The 18,830-nt window shown below is 38.0% G+C and carries 15 protein-coding genes and 2 pseudogenes; 11 read left to right on the forward strand and 6 right to left on the reverse strand.

Annotated features, from left to right (window positions below; all coding sequences use genetic code 11):
- Nucleotides 1-193: 193 nt before the first annotated feature.
- From AY606_RS13825 to AY606_RS13840, 3 genes are all read right to left on the reverse strand, one after another.
- On the reverse strand, nt 194-1,894 hold the full coding sequence (locus AY606_RS13825; protein ID WP_067869874.1) for an NAD-dependent malic enzyme: 1,701 nt from the start codon (nt 1,892-1,894) through the stop codon (nt 194-196).
- A 333-nt stretch (nt 1,895-2,227) separates the two neighbouring features.
- Nucleotides 2,228-2,728: a Dps family protein gene (locus AY606_RS13830; RefSeq protein WP_067869878.1), complete on the reverse strand. Its 501-nt coding sequence runs from the start codon at nt 2,726-2,728 to the stop codon at nt 2,228-2,230.
- A 1,241-nt stretch (nt 2,729-3,969) separates the two neighbouring features.
- A complete protein-coding gene (locus tag AY606_RS13840) occupies nt 3,970-5,139 on the reverse strand; it encodes a replication initiation protein (protein ID WP_067869884.1) in 1,170 nt (389 codons plus the stop codon).
- A 904-nt stretch (nt 5,140-6,043) separates the two neighbouring features.
- Here AY606_RS13840 and AY606_RS13845 point away from each other — a divergent pair.
- From AY606_RS13845 to AY606_RS13860, 6 genes and pseudogenes are all read left to right on the forward strand, one after another.
- Nucleotides 6,044-6,829, forward strand: coding sequence for a ParA family protein (locus tag AY606_RS13845; protein ID WP_067869887.1), 786 nt, complete (start codon nt 6,044-6,046; stop codon nt 6,827-6,829).
- An 18-nt stretch (nt 6,830-6,847) separates the two neighbouring features.
- Nucleotides 6,848-7,762, forward strand: coding sequence for a ParB/RepB/Spo0J family partition protein (locus AY606_RS13850; RefSeq protein WP_067869890.1), 915 nt, complete (start codon nt 6,848-6,850; stop codon nt 7,760-7,762).
- A 1,283-nt stretch (nt 7,763-9,045) separates the two neighbouring features.
- A pseudogene (locus tag AY606_RS16690) lies at nt 9,046-9,138 on the forward strand (type II toxin-antitoxin system RelE/ParE family toxin); the annotation flags it as partial.
- Nucleotides 9,139-9,270: 132 nt separating this feature from the next.
- The gene (locus AY606_RS16940) at nt 9,271-9,390 is read left to right on the forward strand and encodes a helix-turn-helix domain-containing protein (protein WP_502692132.1); all 120 of its coding nucleotides are present in this window, start codon (nt 9,271-9,273) and stop codon (nt 9,388-9,390) included.
- A gap of 231 nt (nt 9,391-9,621) precedes the next feature.
- The gene (locus tag AY606_RS13855) at nt 9,622-10,836 is read left to right on the forward strand and encodes an alpha/beta hydrolase family protein (protein WP_502692131.1); all 1,215 of its coding nucleotides are present in this window, start codon (nt 9,622-9,624) and stop codon (nt 10,834-10,836) included.
- Between the two features lie 98 nt (nt 10,837-10,934).
- Entirely contained in the window at nt 10,935-11,708 is a 774-nt protein-coding gene (locus AY606_RS13860) for a glucose 1-dehydrogenase (RefSeq protein ID WP_067870081.1), read from the forward strand.
- A gap of 579 nt (nt 11,709-12,287) precedes the next feature.
- On the opposite strand, the gene AY606_RS13865 is transcribed toward AY606_RS13860, so the two are convergent.
- Entirely contained in the window at nt 12,288-13,406 is a 1,119-nt protein-coding gene (locus AY606_RS13865; RefSeq protein ID WP_067869895.1) for a Fic family protein, read from the reverse strand.
- A 253-nt stretch (nt 13,407-13,659) separates the two neighbouring features.
- Between AY606_RS13865 and AY606_RS13870 the strand changes: the two genes are divergently transcribed.
- Nucleotides 13,660-14,892 carry an SEL1-like repeat protein gene (locus tag AY606_RS13870; RefSeq protein ID WP_067869898.1) on the forward strand — a complete coding sequence of 411 codons (1,233 nt, stop codon included), beginning with the start codon at nt 13,660-13,662 and terminating at the stop codon, nt 14,890-14,892.
- A gap of 90 nt (nt 14,893-14,982) precedes the next feature.
- Here the strand turns inward: AY606_RS13870 and AY606_RS13875 are convergent, their stop codons facing one another.
- Together AY606_RS13875 and AY606_RS13880 are read right to left on the reverse strand one after the other, a co-directional pair.
- On the reverse strand, nt 14,983-15,288 hold the full coding sequence (locus AY606_RS13875; RefSeq protein WP_067869901.1) for a helix-turn-helix domain-containing protein: 306 nt from the start codon (nt 15,286-15,288) through the stop codon (nt 14,983-14,985).
- A 235-nt stretch (nt 15,289-15,523) separates the two neighbouring features.
- Nucleotides 15,524-15,835 (reverse strand): ArsR/SmtB family transcription factor, encoded by a 312-nt coding sequence (locus tag AY606_RS13880; protein ID WP_067869903.1) that lies wholly within the window; start codon nt 15,833-15,835, stop codon nt 15,524-15,526.
- Nucleotides 15,836-15,955: 120 nt separating this feature from the next.
- Between AY606_RS13880 and AY606_RS13885 the strand changes: the two genes are divergently transcribed.
- The 4 genes and pseudogenes from AY606_RS13885 to AY606_RS13900 all read left to right on the forward strand — a co-directional run bounded on the left by AY606_RS13885 (nt 15,956) and on the right by AY606_RS13900 (nt 18,518).
- Nucleotides 15,956-16,372: a YeeE/YedE family protein gene (locus AY606_RS13885; protein WP_067869906.1), complete on the forward strand. Its 417-nt coding sequence runs from the start codon at nt 15,956-15,958 to the stop codon at nt 16,370-16,372.
- Between the two features lies 1 nt (nt 16,373).
- Complete coding sequence (locus AY606_RS13890; RefSeq protein WP_067869908.1) at nt 16,374-16,790, forward strand: DUF6691 family protein; 417 nt, start codon at nt 16,374-16,376, stop codon at nt 16,788-16,790.
- Nucleotides 16,791-16,792: 2 nt separating this feature from the next.
- Nucleotides 16,793-17,665: an MBL fold metallo-hydrolase gene (locus AY606_RS13895; protein ID WP_067869911.1), complete on the forward strand. Its 873-nt coding sequence runs from the start codon at nt 16,793-16,795 to the stop codon at nt 17,663-17,665.
- Between the two features lie 70 nt (nt 17,666-17,735).
- Nucleotides 17,736-18,518: pseudogene (locus AY606_RS13900) on the forward strand (sulfite exporter TauE/SafE family protein).
- The last annotated feature ends 312 nt before the right edge of the window (nt 18,519-18,830 follow it).

Genomic DNA, 18,830 nt, shown 5'->3' on the forward strand with positions numbered 1-18,830 from the left:
TTTAAATGTTTAAATCTTAATCCTTCATTTCAATTCAATTTACATATCACGATATTTAGATTCCCCTCTTATTTCCCCTTCAATCCTTAACTCAATGAATTACTATTTATTTAAAAACCGAGCTATTTTTATAACTCGGTTTAATGTTAAAAACGATCTATGTAGAGTAATCTAAAGCTTTACTTACATTAAATCAGAATGTCACCCGCTTATAAGTACGGTAGCTAGGCTTCCAGAAATTTGCCTCGATTGCTTGAGTTAACAACTCATCAGAAATTACAGGTGCCACACCATCGTCCATCGCTGCCTTAGCCACTTTGAACGCAATAATTTTAGAAACCTGTTGTATTTCATTCAAATCAGGCAATAAATCTGCTTCTGGATTGTGTAACATCGGTGAGCATGCTGCCAAGGTATTACTCGATGCGATCAGCATAGCGTCGGTTATTCGAGTTGCGCCTGAAGCAATTACTCCCAAACCAATGCCAGGAAAAATATAAGAGTTATTACATTGCGAGATGTTGTAAATCTTGCCCTGATAATTTACAGGTGCAAATGGACTGCCGGTCGCAATGAGTGCCCTGCCTTCGGTCCATTGCAAAATATCTGCTGGCACGGCTTCAACTTGTGAAGTCGGATTCGATAGGGGCAAGACAATCGGACGTTCACAATTGGCAGCGAGCCTCTTAATGATCTCTTCAGTAAATAAACCCGATTGACCAGATACACCGATCAACACTGTTGGTTTGGCATTTTGGACCACATCCAATAAAGAAATGATTTCATCAGCATTACCCCAATGTGCCAAATTTTCAGGTTTTTGCGCCAGCCTACGTTGGAAATCAAGTAAATTCGGCTGATTTTCAGTGATCAATCCAAAACGGTCAACCATATAAACCCGAGCACGCGCCTGTGCATCGGTTAAGCCTTCTGTGACCATTTGCGCCACGATTTGTTCCGCGATTCCACAACCAGCTGATCCTGCCCCCAAGAAAGCAATGGTCTGATCTTTGAGTTGTTTTCCTGCGGCATGCGACGCTGCAATCAAACTGCCTACAGACACGGCAGCCGTACCTTGAATGTCATCATTAAAACAACAGATTTGATCACGATATTTACTTAACAAAGGCATGGCATTTTTTTGGGCAAAATCTTCAAACTGAATCAGGGCTTTTGGCCAGCGGCGCTGAATGGCTGCAATCACCTGGTCGACAAATTTATAATATTCATCGCCACTGATACGCGGTTGCTTCCAGCCCATATAAATAGGGTCATTCAGTAACTGCTGATTATTGGTTCCGACATCTAAAGTAATCGGCAAGGTATATGCGGGGCTTATTCCTCCACAAGCGGTATATAAAGACAATTTTCCAATCGGAATGCCCATTCCGCCAATACCTTGGTCACCCAAACCTAAAATGCGTTCACCGTCAGTAATCACAATGACTTTGACATTCTTTTTATGCACATTCTGTAAAATGTCATCAATATGTGCGCGATCCGGATAAGAGATAAAAATCCCGCGATGGCGGCGATAAATATCAGAAAAACGCTGACAGGCTTCCCCTACTGTAGGTGTATAAATAATCGGCATCATTTCACTTAAATGATGTTCAATTAAGTGATAAAACAGGGTTTCATTGGTGTCTTGAATATTACGCAGATAAATGTGCTTATTAATATCATCATTAAAAGCACAATACTGTTGATAGGAACGCTGGCTCTGCTCCTCAATGCTTTCAATTACATGGGGAATGAGGCCATACAAATTAAAGTGACTACGTTCTTGTTCAGTAAATGCAGAACCTTTGTTTAACAGAGGCAGTTCTAACAGGGTATTACCCGCATAAGGAATATATAAAGGGTGTTTTTGAGCCAAATTCGCAGTTGTCATTTCCAATCTCATTTTTACGTATTGTCGATGGGATGCAAAATAACCAATCCCATCTGACCAACGTCTAGCTTAGCTCTATTTGCTGACGATTTGATATTTATAAGCGTGATAGCAATTCACAAGTGATTTTATCAGTGAATAAAAAATAGGGCGTAAATAAGCTTAAGTGGATAAATCCAGCTCATTTACCCTATGTGTGAGACTAAACTGCCCTTTTCCTATCCATCTCGGCTATGAGATAACAATAAACGAATAAACGCTAAACATTGTTATTAAAGCAGGCATGAGCGTCTGCTCATAGTTATAAATAATGGGCAGACTAACGCTAAGTTTCTACTCTTCTAAAAGACTTCTTAGCATCCAAGCTGTCTTTTCATGCACATCAAGTCGCTGAGTTAACATGTCTGCAGTCGGCTGATCATTTGCTTTTTCCACAATTGAAAAAATTCCTCTGGCGGTGCGTGCGACAGTTTCATGTGCATTGACGAGAAGCTTGACCATTTCTTGGGCTCTAGGTACACCCTCCACTTCTTTAATTGCGGTTAAAGATGCAAATTCTTTATAGGTGCCTGGAGCAGGAAATCCTAATGCACGAATTCTCTCCGCAATAATATCTAATGCATTCCATTGTTCCGTATATTGCGTCATAAACATGGTGTGTAGACTGTTAAACTGAGGACCTGTCACATTCCAATGAAAATTATGTGTCATTAGATATAAGGTATAACTATCTGCAAGTAAGCGTGAAAGATCTTTGACAATTTGAGCACGATTCTCTTTAGAGATTCCAATATCTATCTCGCTTAGATTCACTTCTTGCTTATTGTTTCCCATTTTATAACTCCTTATCAATTTTTAACTTACATTTTCCAGCCCTAGGACAGTGATTCTTAGAGCTTGATCTTTCTGCCCAAGCAATGGCCTGCAGGTAAAATTCTCTATCTCTTTGATAAAGTCTAGCCACCGCCTCTACATCCATCCTCTTATAGATAAATCGATTCGACTTTCAGCACCGATGAAAAAATTTGGCCGGTATAGCTACCATACCCTTTGTGTTCTCGCTTTTATAGGTGAGCATTGTTTTTTAATACTGACAAATCATCGTTAAGCTGATTTTTGTTGTTTTACTTTTAAATAAATTTTTACGAACTTAATTGATTAAGATTCAACATTTTCTCCTGCCTTAACCCTAACAAAGCTGCGCTTTTCACTTAGTCTATAAAAAATTTTAGAAAAAATATGGTCCTTTATTTGGAGATTGAGCAAAAGATAAAGATCAAATTGTTTTGCTGGAACCAGTCATTAAGAAAGGGCAAGCCTTCTAGTCACAGGTTGTGTGATACCAAAGAAACCCAAGTTAATCTGATTGAAAGCGTGGCTTTTCTAATTGAAGATATTCTTAAGGGAAATGGCATAACTAATCCCACGAAGATGAGGGGCAAATGCATGCTGAAGGGATAGATGGCCCGTGACTGGACAAAACCCACTTTCTTCTGCAGAAACAGTGCTATTACTTTAAGTTATTATAAGAGTGATTATTCCTAACTGTAGCTCCCATTCCGGATATGCCCAGCGTCCTTGGGATTAAAAAATTAACAGCTTATTAAAAAGGAATGCCATTTTCGAGCTTTCTTTCTGCTTAAGTCTATTTCTAAGCCAGGCTGATACAGTGAAAATTAAAAAAAATACTTAGGCTATTTAATAACTAAAAAACAGCATTCCTGTTAATTTATTCGCTATCAGGCATGTGACCAGTATCTTTTGTTCAACAAAAACTGACGTCTTCCCGCGCCACTAATTCATTGTAAAAATTAACCAATTCCGCCAAAATTCATTTGCTTCTCATTATACCGTGTAAAGTATGGACAATATTCCAAAGCGATTTACGTCGCTGTGCTAATGCTTTCTGGGTCATTTCAACTACCTACACTTATTTTAATCCTGAAGTAGTGTAGCTATGAATAGCCTTTTTCACCCGCTGGCCTGATGCCTCGTGTCAATTCCGGTGATTGGATATCTAACCGAACTTGAGTGGGATCGATTGATCAACAATGTGTAGTAAGTTGCTACACCTGTTAAATAATCTCTTTGCCGAAAATTTCATTCAGACGCCCTCGATTTCCTTGAACAAAGTGAGGATCATTTTTTAGCTTATATTTCATCTCTTTTTTAAAATCATTCATGGATACACCGGCCACTGCAAACTCCATCTGAAACATGATATCGTTCACAATCAGGTTAGCTTGAGAATCGGTTAAACAGCCTTCAGCTTTAAACCACTTGCTGAACTGTTTATAATTCGGATCATTGGCGTGAATATACCAAGATCGTACCGTCATATCGAATTTTGCACCCAGCTCTTTCACGATGGCGTTATCATCAAAATCCACATCTAAATAGATTTGAGTATTTTCATTACTTTGAGCAATAACCGCCTCAATATGTCCACTGGTAATTTTAAACCGGACACCCACAATAGGTCGTCCTTTCTTAATGGTTTCATATTCCAGCTTCAGACTGGTTCTATCATTAATTTCTTCAACAATTTTATCTAATACATACCGTCTGAAATCAACCCAACGATCATATTTTTTCTCGCCGATATCGGTTAGCGCTTTGATGTTTTCCAGTGACAGTTCAACTTCGTATGAATCCTGATTGGCATACTTGAATTCATTTTTAATAAAGTAGGAATACAGACTCATGCTGGTCACCGAGTCTAAAGCAAATAAATCTTTTAATTGATAGGTGGTGAAATTTCCACTTGCCAGACGGGTAAAGTAAGGCAGCACTTCACTGGTAAAGCGAATCTGTAATGCATTTTTGGCATCATCTTCCCAACGCAGTTCTCGAATAATAGGCACCACAGAATGTACTTTTTTTACTTTCCGTTTGCTGTCATCCAAAGGTTCCTCAATGACAAAATGGGCAACCCGGGAGGACAGCTCTTTATAGATCCGGTCTATTGCGACATTGATTGAATTTTTTTTATCTAAACCCAGTAACTCGCCTAAATCATCTTTATGTAAATAAATATAGGTTTGCTCGGTAATTTCTCGATCCTGATTATTTTTCTCACCATAATTCGCAACAGCCATCGCATAAAGCAATGCCTTGTACTCATTGGATGACAGTTCAATCGGTCGTATCAGGCGATTGCTGGTACTGACCACGCCATTATGGCGAATATTCCCAATACAATAAGGTAAATATTCTATTTCTTCTTTTTCGTTCAGCTTATTCATAAGTGGAAAATAAAAGTACTTTTCTATATGTTATACACAAAAGTGGAAGCCTATGCAAATTATCCACCCTTTTGATTCGACGCTATACAGAAATGAACAACAAATAATTTAAGCAAAGGCTAAGAGTGGAAGCCATGTCACTTTGTTTTGCTATTTAAAACACTTTTTAAACTTAAAGTGGAAAATAAAACAAAATATGCACTTTTTAGTGACAAAGCTTCCACTTTTAGTATTTTTTGCTCAATTTGAAAGTAGGTGAAAAGCCAAAAAGTGTGCCAAACCACTGGTTAAAGTGGAAAGGATAATTAAAAATCCACCTTAACAGTGACAAACCTTCCACTTTTAGCAGACTCTGAAATAAAAACCGACACTATCCTTGATGAAATTACGAACAAACAGGTTATCCACAGAATAAAAATATTAAAATGACAAGTCTTCCACCTTTAAAGCCAAATAAACTCACTTATCAACAGATTAACAACTTGTTTTTAAAAAAAATTATAGTTTAAATTCACGTTTTATTTAAACACGGTGACAAGTCTTCCACCATAATGACAAGTCTTCCACTTTTCAGTGACAAGCCTTCCACCTTTCAGTGACAAGCCTTCCACCTTTCAATGACAAACCTTCCACCTTTCAGTGACAAACCTTCCACTTTTCAGTGACAAACCTTCCACTTTTAAAATCATAAAATATTGATTTATAAAGATAAAAAAGTGTTCTAATTATAATTAACTAATTATATAAATTAATACTAATTATAATTAGCTAGCTATATTGAATAAAAAAAAGAATCTGTTTGTTTTTTATTCAAGTTCAGATTATAACTTCAACGTAGCATAAAGAAGGTGTAGCAAGTTGCTACAAAGTTCTTTATATTACAATAACTCAAGCGAGGTCTATTATGACAAGTAAGTCGACTAAAATCATTGCTGTGGCAAATCATAAAGGTGGTTGTGGAAAGACAACCACTGTCGTTCATCTGGCATCAGAGCTGGCAGACTTGGGCAACAAAGTATTGGTGATTGATTTAGATCCCCAAGCCAACGCAAGTCTCCATATCGGATCAAGACATCCAAGTGAAGTTGAAACCACGTCTGCTGAATTACTGGTAGGTGATTTAAGTCTATTGTCTGAAGCTTTAGAAGAGGAAACAAATTTCAAAAATGTTTCTTTAATTTATGGTTCACTTACTTTAGGTAAAACTGAAGACCTACTTAAAGATGATTCTCCAAGACCGTCTGAAGAACTGGCAAACAAATTAGAATTGTTAAAAGGATTATATGATTACATCCTGATAGACTGTCCTCCAAGCCTAAAACTTCTCACCAGTAATGCATTGGCTGCATCTACACATGTCATGGTACCGATTGAATCAGGTTCACAATATGGCTTATATGGTGTAACCGATTTAATTAACCATTTAACTAAAATAAGACGGGTCAATCCTGAGTTAAAACTTTTAGGCGCTTTATTAATTAAACATGATGAACGTCAAAATGTTTGTAAACTTATCCGGGATGAAGCATTAAGTCAGGTCGGCGAGTTGCTCAAAACAACAATTCCGATGAGTACCAAAGTGAATCAAGCCGCAATTTTGCAACAACCCTTATTGGCGGTAGATAAAAATGCTAAAGTTCGTAAAGCTTTTCAAGAACTAGCAAAAGAAATTATCAATCGTGTTGAATAAAAGCACTCTGAGAATATTATGGTAAGTACTAAAGAGCTGTTGGCACAACGTCTTCAGCAAAATACTCAAAAACATCAACAAGCTCAGAAAGAGCACGTCAATGATGTGAAAGAATTACGTCGTAATGTACAAATTACAGATATTCAGCCTAGTCCTAATCAACCGCGAAAAATGTTTAATCAACAAGATATTGAAGACTTGGCAGCATCGATCGACGAAATTGGCTTACTACAACCGATAGCAGTTCGGCGTGTACAGGATAAATATGAGTTGATCGCGGGTGAACGACGCTTGAAAGCACACCAGGTTCTCAATAAAAACACCATTGAAGTGATCGTTATAGATGCATCAGATGAAGAAGTTGCACTGTTAACTTTAGCTGAAAATTTAAAACGAGAAGACTTAACTGATTACGAAATCTATGTCGGTTTGAGCTCTCTGAATGAAAAATTGAAAAAGAATAAGCAAAAACTGGCAAAGTCCTTAGGCATGAACCGTGAGGATATGTATAAATATTTATCTTTCGAAAAATTACCTCAAGAACTAATTGCAGATTTAGAGCAACAACCGACCTTGTTGGCACGCACCGCAGCCACAGCTGTAAAAAAGTTTTTATCTGACTATGAAAATAATTACCACAATGCTAAAAAAGCTTTGTTAGAAGCTTGGGCCAAACTACTGAAGAAAGAAGTAGAACAAACCAAATTGGCTTTATTGGCTGAAAAAATTCTAAAGTCGACAGAAACCAAAGAGCCGATTAAAACCTCAATTGTGCATAAAATTGAATATGATGGAAAGGTTGCGGGTAATATCAAATTTGATCACAACACTTTAAAAGTTTCATTAAAAACGAGTGAATTTGATGATCAAAACTTACAAGAACTGGAAAGTCTGCTGAAAAAAATATTGATCCAAGCTAAAAAACAAGTGTAGCAATTTGCTACACTTGTTTTAAGCTAAAACCCGTAGGGTAATTTCGACGATAGCGATTGAAGTACACTATAATCGAAAAATATTATCGCTAGAAAAAATCGCAGGTTCTATAATTTTTAATCTACTTTGATCATTTAGGTATGCCACCAAATTTAAAGTTTTTATTGTTATTCAAGATAGATAAGAAGGTGATTGAAAATAAAAAGTTGTGTATAAGTGGGCTGTATATTGCTTCTGTTATCTCCAGAGAGACCAATTTTCATAACTTACACAGAAAAAGCTTAAAATATAGAACAGTACGTTAAAGCGCAAATGAAGGGGAAATACTGGGCGGATAAATATCAGCATTATTCTTGTGAAGAAAAATAAGTAAATAGACGCTGAAATATCTATGAATAAAAAAGTAAGAACAAAAAACAGAAGTTGATTACTTAGACGACTTTTTTAATGTTGTCTATTTTAGGTTCAAGTTTAATACTGCATTCGCTAAAGCTATTTCAGTTTAAGAGCGACCTTTTCAACGAGGAACATTATAAAATGGAAAATTGACTCGTTTAGCTTTGAGACTTTTTAAAACCCTTAATTTATTGAACTCTCCTCATTGAGACACATTCACTTCATACTAAAATTTTAGCTTTTGCATTTTATTCATTCAGTTCATTAGCTTCTTAAATCACCTCGTAATTTAAGATTAAAACCCAAACATTTTCATCCTAGATATTTCATCTGGCATACGTAGGTTGAGTGTGGGTACAGCTCTCATCAGTTATTATAAGAAGAAATAATCACTAAATTTTAATTGGTTTATTTCTGTGAAATATTTCAACTTGAATATTATAAAAAAGAATAGGGATGAAGTAGAAGTTCCAAAAAGAAATGCCAAAAAATTGAGAAATGATAAATCTATTTACATCATCTGAATTTACTAGATCTGTCAGTACTCAATCTAGAAGCTCTAGTAATAAATGGGGTATATAACATTTGCAGCTAACTTCTAAGCCAGATTTAATCGTGATTAAAAATGTCATGACATATTCAGCTATTCAGTTCATATTAAATAGCCTAAGTATTAATCAATTTCACTTAAACGAACTACAAATTGCATTTCACCCATAAAATTAAATCAAAAGCATGGAAAAGCTTTACACAGAGAGGAGGATAGAATCTTTATCTTGCTATTCTAATTTCTGTAAAGTCTAGGGGGGCTTGGTAATCTTTGCCAGCTCTTGCAAAGTTAAACCTAACTTGATATGCAAAAACTGGCACTGTTGCAAATAGTGCCAATTATACTCTTAGCCGGCGGAGGGAAGTTTACACAAAGCAAAGACATAAAACTCGCCCTTCAATTCGCACAAGATTTAGAAGAGGAGTTATAAATGGCTATTAAACTTCGTAAATGGGATAGTGCTGAAGATCTTAAAACAGAAGAATACATGCAAGCTTAGCTACAAGTTTGTATCGAAGAATCTAATGGTGATACAGCATTTATTGCAAAAGCTTGAGGAAATATCGCTAAAGCTAAAGGAATGACCCCATTAGCAAAAGACCCAGGTTTAGGTGGAGAAAGTCTTTATAAAGCACTTCCAGGTGATGTAAACCCAAGCTTTGATAGGGCTATTAAAGATTAAATTTACGTTTAGAAATTTAATAAAAATCAGAGAAAAAGGGAGCCCTAAGCTCCCATTTTTCAATTCGTATTAGGTTGATTTTAGAAAAATTTTATAATCTTGATGAAAGTAACATACTAAACGAAGCTTTCAATCATCACTATGAAACTTAGGTTCATACCAAATTTTTACTACTTTGCTTAGAAAGCTAAATAAAACTGATACATTAAAAATGATATTATAAAAAGAAAGATGATACCAACTATGAAAATTAAACCTCCCATTCTAAAATTGGTCGTAAGCTGCCTTTGCTTAAATTCAACATATGCAATAGCCTCTCCTATTTTCCCCAAGAATGGTAAAGTCCAAACATCTAATATCTCTAGCAAAACGCCAGGATCAATCCTATCTATACAAGAAGAAAAGATTGATCTGTTTACGAATGCTTCACAGCGGTTCTTAATCACTTATCGTAGTCGCGGAGTACAATCTGAACCAATTGTGACTTCAGGATATCTCTTACTGCCTAAAGGTAAAGTACCCCAAGGGGGTTGGCCTGTTCTTGCTTGGGCTCATGGTACAACTGGTGTAGCAGATACTTGTGCACCTTCTGGAGATTATGCCGGTGGACCAGTCCATGTCTATCAACAAATTGCTGCTAAAGCACTAGATGCCTGGCTTGCTCGCGGATATGCAATCGTCGCACCTGATTATCAGGGTTTAGGTACCCTAGGTGGCCATCCATATATGAATGCACAGAGTCAGTTGCACACTGTCGTTGATGCTGTCCGGGCAACCCACCATTTACAACCCTATAAATTTAGTAAAAACTGGTATGTAATGGGGCATAGTCAAGGAGGCGCAGCATCTTTGAAAGTTGCAGCAGATGGCCAGAAAGATGCATCTGAATTTAATTTACGGGGGGCAATTGCACTCGCACCAGGCGGGTATCAATATGAGGGAATTGCTGAATATGTTGCCAGTAACCCGCACATCACGACCGATGTTGCCGCATTTTTTCCAATCGTTCTTCTCGGAGCAGAAGCAGAAGATCCTAGCCTAGCTCCAGCCAATTTAGTTAGCTCAGACATGAGGGAAATTCTTAATTATGCACGTAAGCGCTGTTTGTCAGAATTACAATCTGATCTAAAGGTAGCACCTAAAACAGTATTTAAACCAAATGTAAATTTGAAACCATTGACAAATTATTTAAAAAAACAGTCTATTGATAATATGACACCTACTGTGCCGACTCTAATTGTACAAGGTGATAAAGATCAGCTTGTAGATTACCGTGGTACTTATGCTTACTATCAGCAAGTATGTAAGAAGCAAAAACCTATTTCCTTTCACCCAGTCAAGAATGGAGATCATCGTGACTCTTTAAGACAAAGTGAATTCCTGATTGGAAGCTTTATCAATTCAGTTGAACAAGGGAAAACTGTAACTACCTGCAATTCAAAATGATACGGTAGATTTGGGATTTTGAACTGAAAATAAATCTTATGCAGTATAAAAATTAAATATTTCGAGTTTTAATCTACAAATGGAAATAAATCAAAATGATGCCACAAAGTTTATTATCACTAACGAATAAAATAGCACTTGTAACAGGCGGTGCTGCAGGTATTGGGAAAGCCAGTGCTCTCATTCTTGCACAAGCAGGCTCGGACGTTATGATTGCCGATTTAAATTTAGAAGCAGCTAAAGATACAGCTGAAGAAATCAAGAAGCTAACTGGATGCAACATAGCATATGTTGCATGCAATATTCTGCAAGAGGATCAATTGGTCAATGCAGTGAATAAAACAATCGAAACCTTTGGTAATATTCACATCTTAGTTAACAATGCTGGAGGAGGTGGTGCTGGCCGTGAATCTCCTGATCAAATTAGCGTAGATACTATAGAACGTGATTTTCAGCTTAATGTGTTTGCTGCTTGGCGATTGTGTCAACTCGTCGCACCGCATATGAATAAAGCGGGGTACGGCTCAATAATAAATATCAGTTCTATGAGTTCAATTAACAAAAGCCCTGCTATGAGCGGATATGCATCATCAAAAGCAGCTTTAAACCATATGGTCGCTAATTTGGCACATGATTTTGGTCCGAATATACGTATTAATGCTGTAGGACCTGGAGCGATTCGTACCGCAGCACTAGAAAAAGTACTGAAGCCTGAGATTGAAAAAAGAATGCTCTCCCATACACCATTACAACGATTAGGTGAACCCGAAGATATCGCGAGAGCTGTATTATTCTTTGCCTCCCCTATTTCATCATGGATTTCTGGACAAACTTTATTTGTAAATGGTGGTGGTGTACAAACACTTGATTAAAGAGTGCTGTCTAAAACCTAAAACTCTTATAAATTTAATATGAGGTACAGTCTGTATTTGGATGCATAGCAACAGGCTTAAAGCTGCTACACAGATCCCACTAACTGCCCCCATTTAACATAATTGCGCTTATACGAAACGCAATTGTAATAATACTGAAATATCAATTAGTTAAGATAAAAGAAAAAGTTGAAAGATCAGCAGAATCCCGGCTTGGAAACAAGTCGTCTTTTTTTTGAACTGTTTTGATATATTCTGCCAATAAAATTGATCACTATTTAATCAAATTGAAGTTTTATCAATGTTGGCAGCCTTCCCAGGGCAGAAAATATCCCCAATTTCTGCGGATAAAAAGGGGACAGTTTTTAGCCGGCCTTGTACGCATTTGCTCACATCAATCTCGGCCCTTTGCGGCTATACCACTCCGCTGTAATTTCATATGATGGGGACATAGAGAGCAGGATGCTCCAAATAAAAAGAACAAAGTACAGAACAAGGAATGTGAGATCCGACAGGAGTTAGATCTAAGCATCAAATACGAAAAACCCCGGCAGGATGCCGGGGTTTTTTATTGCTTATCTATAACTGAGTATTGATCTGATAGCGTGTATTACGTCCACCACCTTCCAATTTGACGATACATTCTTTCTCAAGTAAGTCTGATAAATGGCGAGTAGCTGTTGCCTTACTGACTTTAGTAACCTTTTGATATTGTGAAGCACTAATACCATGTTCAAAGCCATTTTCTCCACCGTCTAATAAACGATTTAGAACTTTACGTTGTTCTTCACCCAAGGTTGAATTTGAATGTTTATGCCAAAACTGACTTTTAAACAATGTTCGACTGATCTGCGCTAAGGTTTTTTCCAGACTATCATTCAATGTGTCTAGAAACCAAATCAGCCAATTTGTGATATCAGAATCATTTTTTTGGGTTTGTTCTAATACTTCATAGTAACTTTTACGTTTGTTTAATATTCCAGTAGACATTGCATACAAACGGATGCTCTGTTCATCCATTTGAGCGAGAGCAAGGTCTGTAAGTGTACGTGTAATACGGCCATTACCATCATCAAAAGGATGCAGAGTAACAAACCATAAATGGGTAATGCCTGCGCGTAATAATGGATCAAGCAATGAATCATTCAAACTCTGATTAAACCACGCTATGAAGGCATTTAAGCGATCTTCTAAGCCTTCTCTTGGAGGTGCTTCAAAATGTACTTTAGGGTAATCCAATCGACCTGAAACGACCTGCATAGGCTCTGATCCTCGGAGTTGACCAATGCGTAAACGTTGCATTGTCCAGTCTGGATCATTGAAAAGCCAACGATGCCATTGCATGAGACGCTCAACAGTCAGTGGTTGCTTAACATCGTTAAGTGCATCTAGCATGATATTGGCTAAACCTTCTGATCGATCTGAGCTTGGATAAGGCTGTTCAAGCGTGACACCCAAGCGTTGAGCTAGAGATGATCGCAATGAAAAAACATTGATGGTTTCATTTTCAATTGCTGATGAAGCAACAAGATTGGCAAGTAGAGTATCTAGAGTGAATTGTTCTTTTTCTAAATCATACTGACTTTGTCCAAGAAGAATCCCTATTTTTTGATGTATCTGTCTGGTTTTAGGTAAGATAATTGAATCTTGCCATATGAAATTTGTCCAGTTTTGTATTTGCCAAATCCATTTCTGCATTTTCAATCTCTCTCTAAAAATCTAAGATGAGTTGAATATAGCACATATTCAACTCAAGTAATGAGCCGAATATATTGGTTAATTAGCTCATCTATTTATCTAGGACATTTCTACTTGGGGCTTACAACTAAATTTCGCATAAGCACCATTATGTTAAATGAATAGAGATTTGATTAATTCAGTAATGTTATTCTGGAAAAGATTTAAAGCTATACTAAAATTCTATCACTTTAAATAAAATAGAAATTTGATAATGGAATTCACTAAAAAAATATTATTACTGCTCACGGTATTCTTATTTATGAAACCTACATTTGCGGATACAGAGAATTTTCAAAAACTACAGGAAATGGCCCAGAAAGGAGATGTATCTGCTCAAAATAAGCTAGGAGATGCGTACTATGATGGTGAGAGTGTAACCCAAAATTATGTCAGGGCTTTTGAATGGTTTAGTAAGGCGGCGGCTCGAGGGCTTGCACCTGCGCAATATAGCCTTGGGGTAATGTATGCCAATGGTGAGGGCACAGGTCAAAATTATACTAAAGCTTTTGAATGGTATAACAAGGCAGCAATTCAAGGGCTTGCACCTGCGCAATATAGCCTTGGATTAATGTATAGCTATGGTGATGGCGTAAGTCAAAATTATGCCAAAGCTTTTGAATGGTTTGGCAAAGCTGCTGCTCAAGGATTTGCATTAGCACAGCATGAGCTTGGGATGATGTATGCCTATGGTGAGGGTATAACTAAAAATGATGTCAAAGCTTTTGAATGGTATAGCAAGGCAGCCAATCAAGGATATGCACTTTCGCAACATAACTTGGGGGTAAGGTATGAAAAAGGTCAGGGCGTAACTAAAAGTGATGTCAAAGCTTTTGAATGGTATAGCAAAGCAGCGACTCAGGGGTATGTGCCTTCACAAAATAATCTTGCGTCGATGTATGAAGCAGGTCAGGGCGTAACTAAAAGTGATGTCAAAGCTTTTGAATGGTATAGCAAGGCAGCGGCTCAAGGAGAGGCATTGGCGCAATATAATCTTGGTAGGATGTATGACAATGGTAAGGGCATAACTAAAAGTGATCTCAAAGCTTTTGAATGGTATAACAAGGCAGCAGCTCAAGAACATGCAAGTGCGCAATATAATCTTGGATCAATATATGTCTATGGACAGGGTGTAAGCCAAAATTATGCCAAAGCCTTTGAATGGTTTAGTAAGGCAGCAGCTCAAGAACATGCAAGTGCGCAATATAATCTTGGATCAATGTATGCCAATGGTCACGGAATAGCACAAAGTACAGCACTATCAAATAAATGGTATTTAAAGGCGGCTAATAATGGTAATGCAATGGCACAATTCAATATTGGGAAGAAATATTTAAATGGTGATAATGGATTACCAAAGAATCGAGGACAAGCATTGAATTGGCTAAAAAAGGCATCAAATAGTGGACATACCGAAGCTAAGTTAATGCTTGCTACATTTCAGTGATTATTAAGTATTTTTGAAATTAACATAATACTCGTTATATGAAGTAAAAAAATGAGAGCTTAAGACTCCCATTTTCACCATATATTATAATTATCTAAGAGCTTCTCTAATAAAGGAAGGATCTTTGATAAATAGCTTAATTAAGGATTGTGCTGCTTTAGATGGTTTACGTACACCTTGTTCCCAACTTTCTAAAGTACGTACCGATACACCTAAAGTATCGGCAAATTGACGTTGGCTTAACTCTGATTTTTGGCGCGCTAAGGCGACATCTGTCTGAGTAATGCTATACGTTTTGACTGCGCTATTGGCAAGAATTTCATCTACAGCCATAAGTAACTCAGCGCCAATATTTCGTCCGGTATCACGGCTTTCAGTATCATTTAAGTGATTCATTTAGCTTCTTCACTAAAGCACGTAGTACTTTTTTATCAAGTTGATCAACAGCAGACTTTCCATAAATGGTCAGTAACCATATTTGTCCGTTAGCTAAGCGGTTGTAATAGATTACTCTAACTCCACCACTTTTCCCTGTCTTACCCGATTTGATTATGAATATTGCGGTTAAATTTTGAGCAATAATGAGTTTATAAAATCACTCGATAATACAGGCTGAAGTGAAAAAATGGGCTTAAGCAGCACAATATAGCTGATATAAGGTTTGCATCAGTACAAGCACTTTAGGATCATAAATCTGATAGTAAATCTGTTTACCTTCACGACGGGTACTCACCATATGGTTTTTACGCAATACCGTCAGTTGCTGGGAAAGCGTCGGTTGGTGAATATCCGTACAATCCTCAATTTGTTGCACATTGAGTTCACCATCGACCAAAACACAAAGAATTTTGAGCCGATCAGGGTTTGACAAGACTTTTAAGCAATCTGTGACGATACCCACTTCTGAAAAATCAATTTTAGCCTGGTTAATTACACTATTCATTACACTATCCTTCAATCCTGCATGCTTAAGAAGTGATTACAGAATAATATCACAAATTGCTTGAATAATATTTTATAATATATATTATAAATAAATATATTGTAAATGAGTAGACTCACTATGCATGATTTTCTGATTGCTTTTTTAGGCGGCTTGATGCTCGGTGTCTCGGTCGTGGGGTATCTGTATGTGCATGGTCGCATTGCAGGAATCAGTGGAATGATCGGACAAGTATTGAATCCGCAGACGGTGTTTAAAACGCCGGCAATCTGGTTTTTGCTGGGTCTTGTTATCACGCCATTTATTTATGGTCTATTTGTTCAGCCTGAAATTGAGCTGGATGCAAGCCCAGTCATGATGATCATTGCAGGTCTGCTGGTGGGTTTCGGTACTCGATTGGGTTCAGGTTGTACCAGTGGGCATGGTATTTGCGGGCTCAGTCGTTTATCCAAACGTTCCATTGCCGCAACGGCAGTCTTTATGTTTGCAGGTTTTGTTACTGTATATGTTATTCGTCACATCATTGGAGCATTTTAAAATGAAAAAAATGTTAGCTTTTATTTTTGGTGCTCTTTTTTCTGTCGGACTCATGCTTTCGGGCATGTCCAATCCAGAAAAAGTGCTGGATTTCCTTGATTTGTTTGGTGACTGGGATGCCAGTCTTGGCTTTGTCATGCTGGGTGCAATCGTTGTTGCATTCATTCCTTTTCAAAAAGCGCTACGAAGTCCAGCACCTAAAACTATTTTTGCTGAACCCATTGATTTACCCCGTCACCAGAAAATTGATCCTAAACTGATCTCTGGCAGTTTGTTGTTTGGTATTGGCTGGGGTATTGCCGGCGTATGTCCAGCACCCAGTTTTACCCTGATCGGTCTGGGTCATTATCAAATACTATATTTTGTAGTTGCAATGCTGGTAGGCGTGTTGATTCACCGTAAATGGGCAGGAGCTTAAAGATGTCAAATTTACCTATAGTAAAAGATTTTTTTCACCCAGATACCAATACTTTTAGTTATGTCGTACGTGATCCGGCGACCCAAGCCTGTGCCATTATTGACAGCGTTTTAGATTACGATGCAGCATCAGCAAGTACTTCAACCCTTCATGCCGATAAAATTATTGCCTATATCAAAGAACAAGATTTAACAGTCGAGTGGATTTTGGAAACACATGTTCATGCTGATCACTTGACTGCAGCGCAGTATCTTAAAGCTGAGTTAGGTGGCAAGATTGCCATGAGTCAGAAAATTGGAATCGTACAAGAAACTTTTGGTGCTATTTACAATCTGGATATCAAACAATGGAATGCTCAGCAGCTGTTTGATTATTTATTTGAGGATCATGAGTCGTTCCAGATCGGAACCCTGAAAGCCTATAACATTCCAACGCCAGGTCATACACCAGCCTGTCTAAGCTATGTCATTGGGGATACGGTTCTTGTGGGTGATACGCTGTTTATGCCAGATTATGGTACAGCACGCTGTGATTTTCCGCGGGGCAGTGCAGAAAAGCTTTTTGATTCAGTACAAAGCCTATATCAGCTACCAGAAGCTACCCGGGTCTTTTTATGTCATGACTATTTGCCTGAGACACGTGCAGCATATGTCTGTGAAACTGATATCCAGACTCAGAAAACCCAGAATATCCATATTCACGAAGGCATTCGCAAGGCTGAGTTTGCCCAGATGCGAAACCAGCGCGATTCCGGACTCAACATGCCTAAACTGATTCTACCGGCGATTCAGATCAACATGAAAGCAGGGCAGTTTCCTGAGCCAGAACAAAATGGAGTTTCTTATTTAAAACTTCCTCTCAACTATTTCAAATAAGTTTGCTTAGAGATTAAACAAAAAAGTTCGATTTTTATTTAATCACTTTTGTACAAAATGGAGAGGAGCCATGTGGCTATTGATACTCGAAGGGCTGGTGATCGGTGGACTGTTAGGCTTGACCGGTGCGGGTGGCGGTATTCTAGCTGTACCGGCACTGATGGCGAATCAGGGTTGGACGGTAGCATAGGCTGCACCTGTGGGCTTGCTTGCAGTTACTTTGTCCGCCTTGGTTGGAACGTTCGAGGGTTTATTCAAGCGTATTGTGCGTTATCGCGCTGCGCTCTGGATTGCGCTGATCAGTATTCCTGCAGCACGTTATGGCGTGCATCTGGCCGGTATTGTCTCTCCGGTCTGGCTGACACTGGCGTTTAGTCTAGTCATGCTGATTGTGGCTTATCGGATATTTTTTAATAAAGTCCATGATCATGAAAATGCACCGTGCAAGGTCAATCAAATAACCGGTCGTTTAATTTGGAATGTGAAAACTGCATCGTTCCTTGCGGGTATTGGCGTAGTGGTAGGTTTGCTGACTGGCTTGCTCGGGGTGGGTGGGGGTTTTGTGATTGTCCCAGCACTGCGTAAATTCACCAATCTGGATATGCGCACTATTGTTGCGACATCCCTGATGATTATTTTCATGATTGGTGGTGTCAGTATTTCTGCACATATGTTGGATGGCTTTCAATATCCTGTTTCGGTCACGCTGACTTTTGTTCTGGCCTGTATTGGGGGGATGTTCATTGGGCGAAGTCTAATCCACCGGATTGAAAGCAATAAGGTACAGCAAATTTTTGCCACAACCGTGTTTGGGGTGGCTGTGTATTTAATCTATTCAGCAGTTATCGGTTAAATCATGTATAGCGATGAATAAAATGACAGTAAATTGGTAGCAGTCCAAATTATTCCTCATAAAAATGGCTATTCAGTGCTTAGTGACTCACACCATCTTTGCTAAAGACGACTGTGAAATCGTACGAATCATTAGTACAAGGGAACTAACTCAGGCGGAGCGAGGGAAACAGGATTGAGGAGAATAAACTACTTTGCAGAGCAACTCTTCTAGGTAATGTCAGCTAGGAAGAAAAAATTAAAAACTTAAGGCTCAGTATCAATAATCTGTAAAAAAGCACGCTCATGATTATTTTTGCAAATAATATTCTAA

It is taken from the genome of Acinetobacter sp. SFB (genome assembly GCF_001647545.1).
In the GTDB taxonomy this organism is placed as follows: domain Bacteria; phylum Pseudomonadota; class Gammaproteobacteria; order Pseudomonadales; family Moraxellaceae; genus Acinetobacter.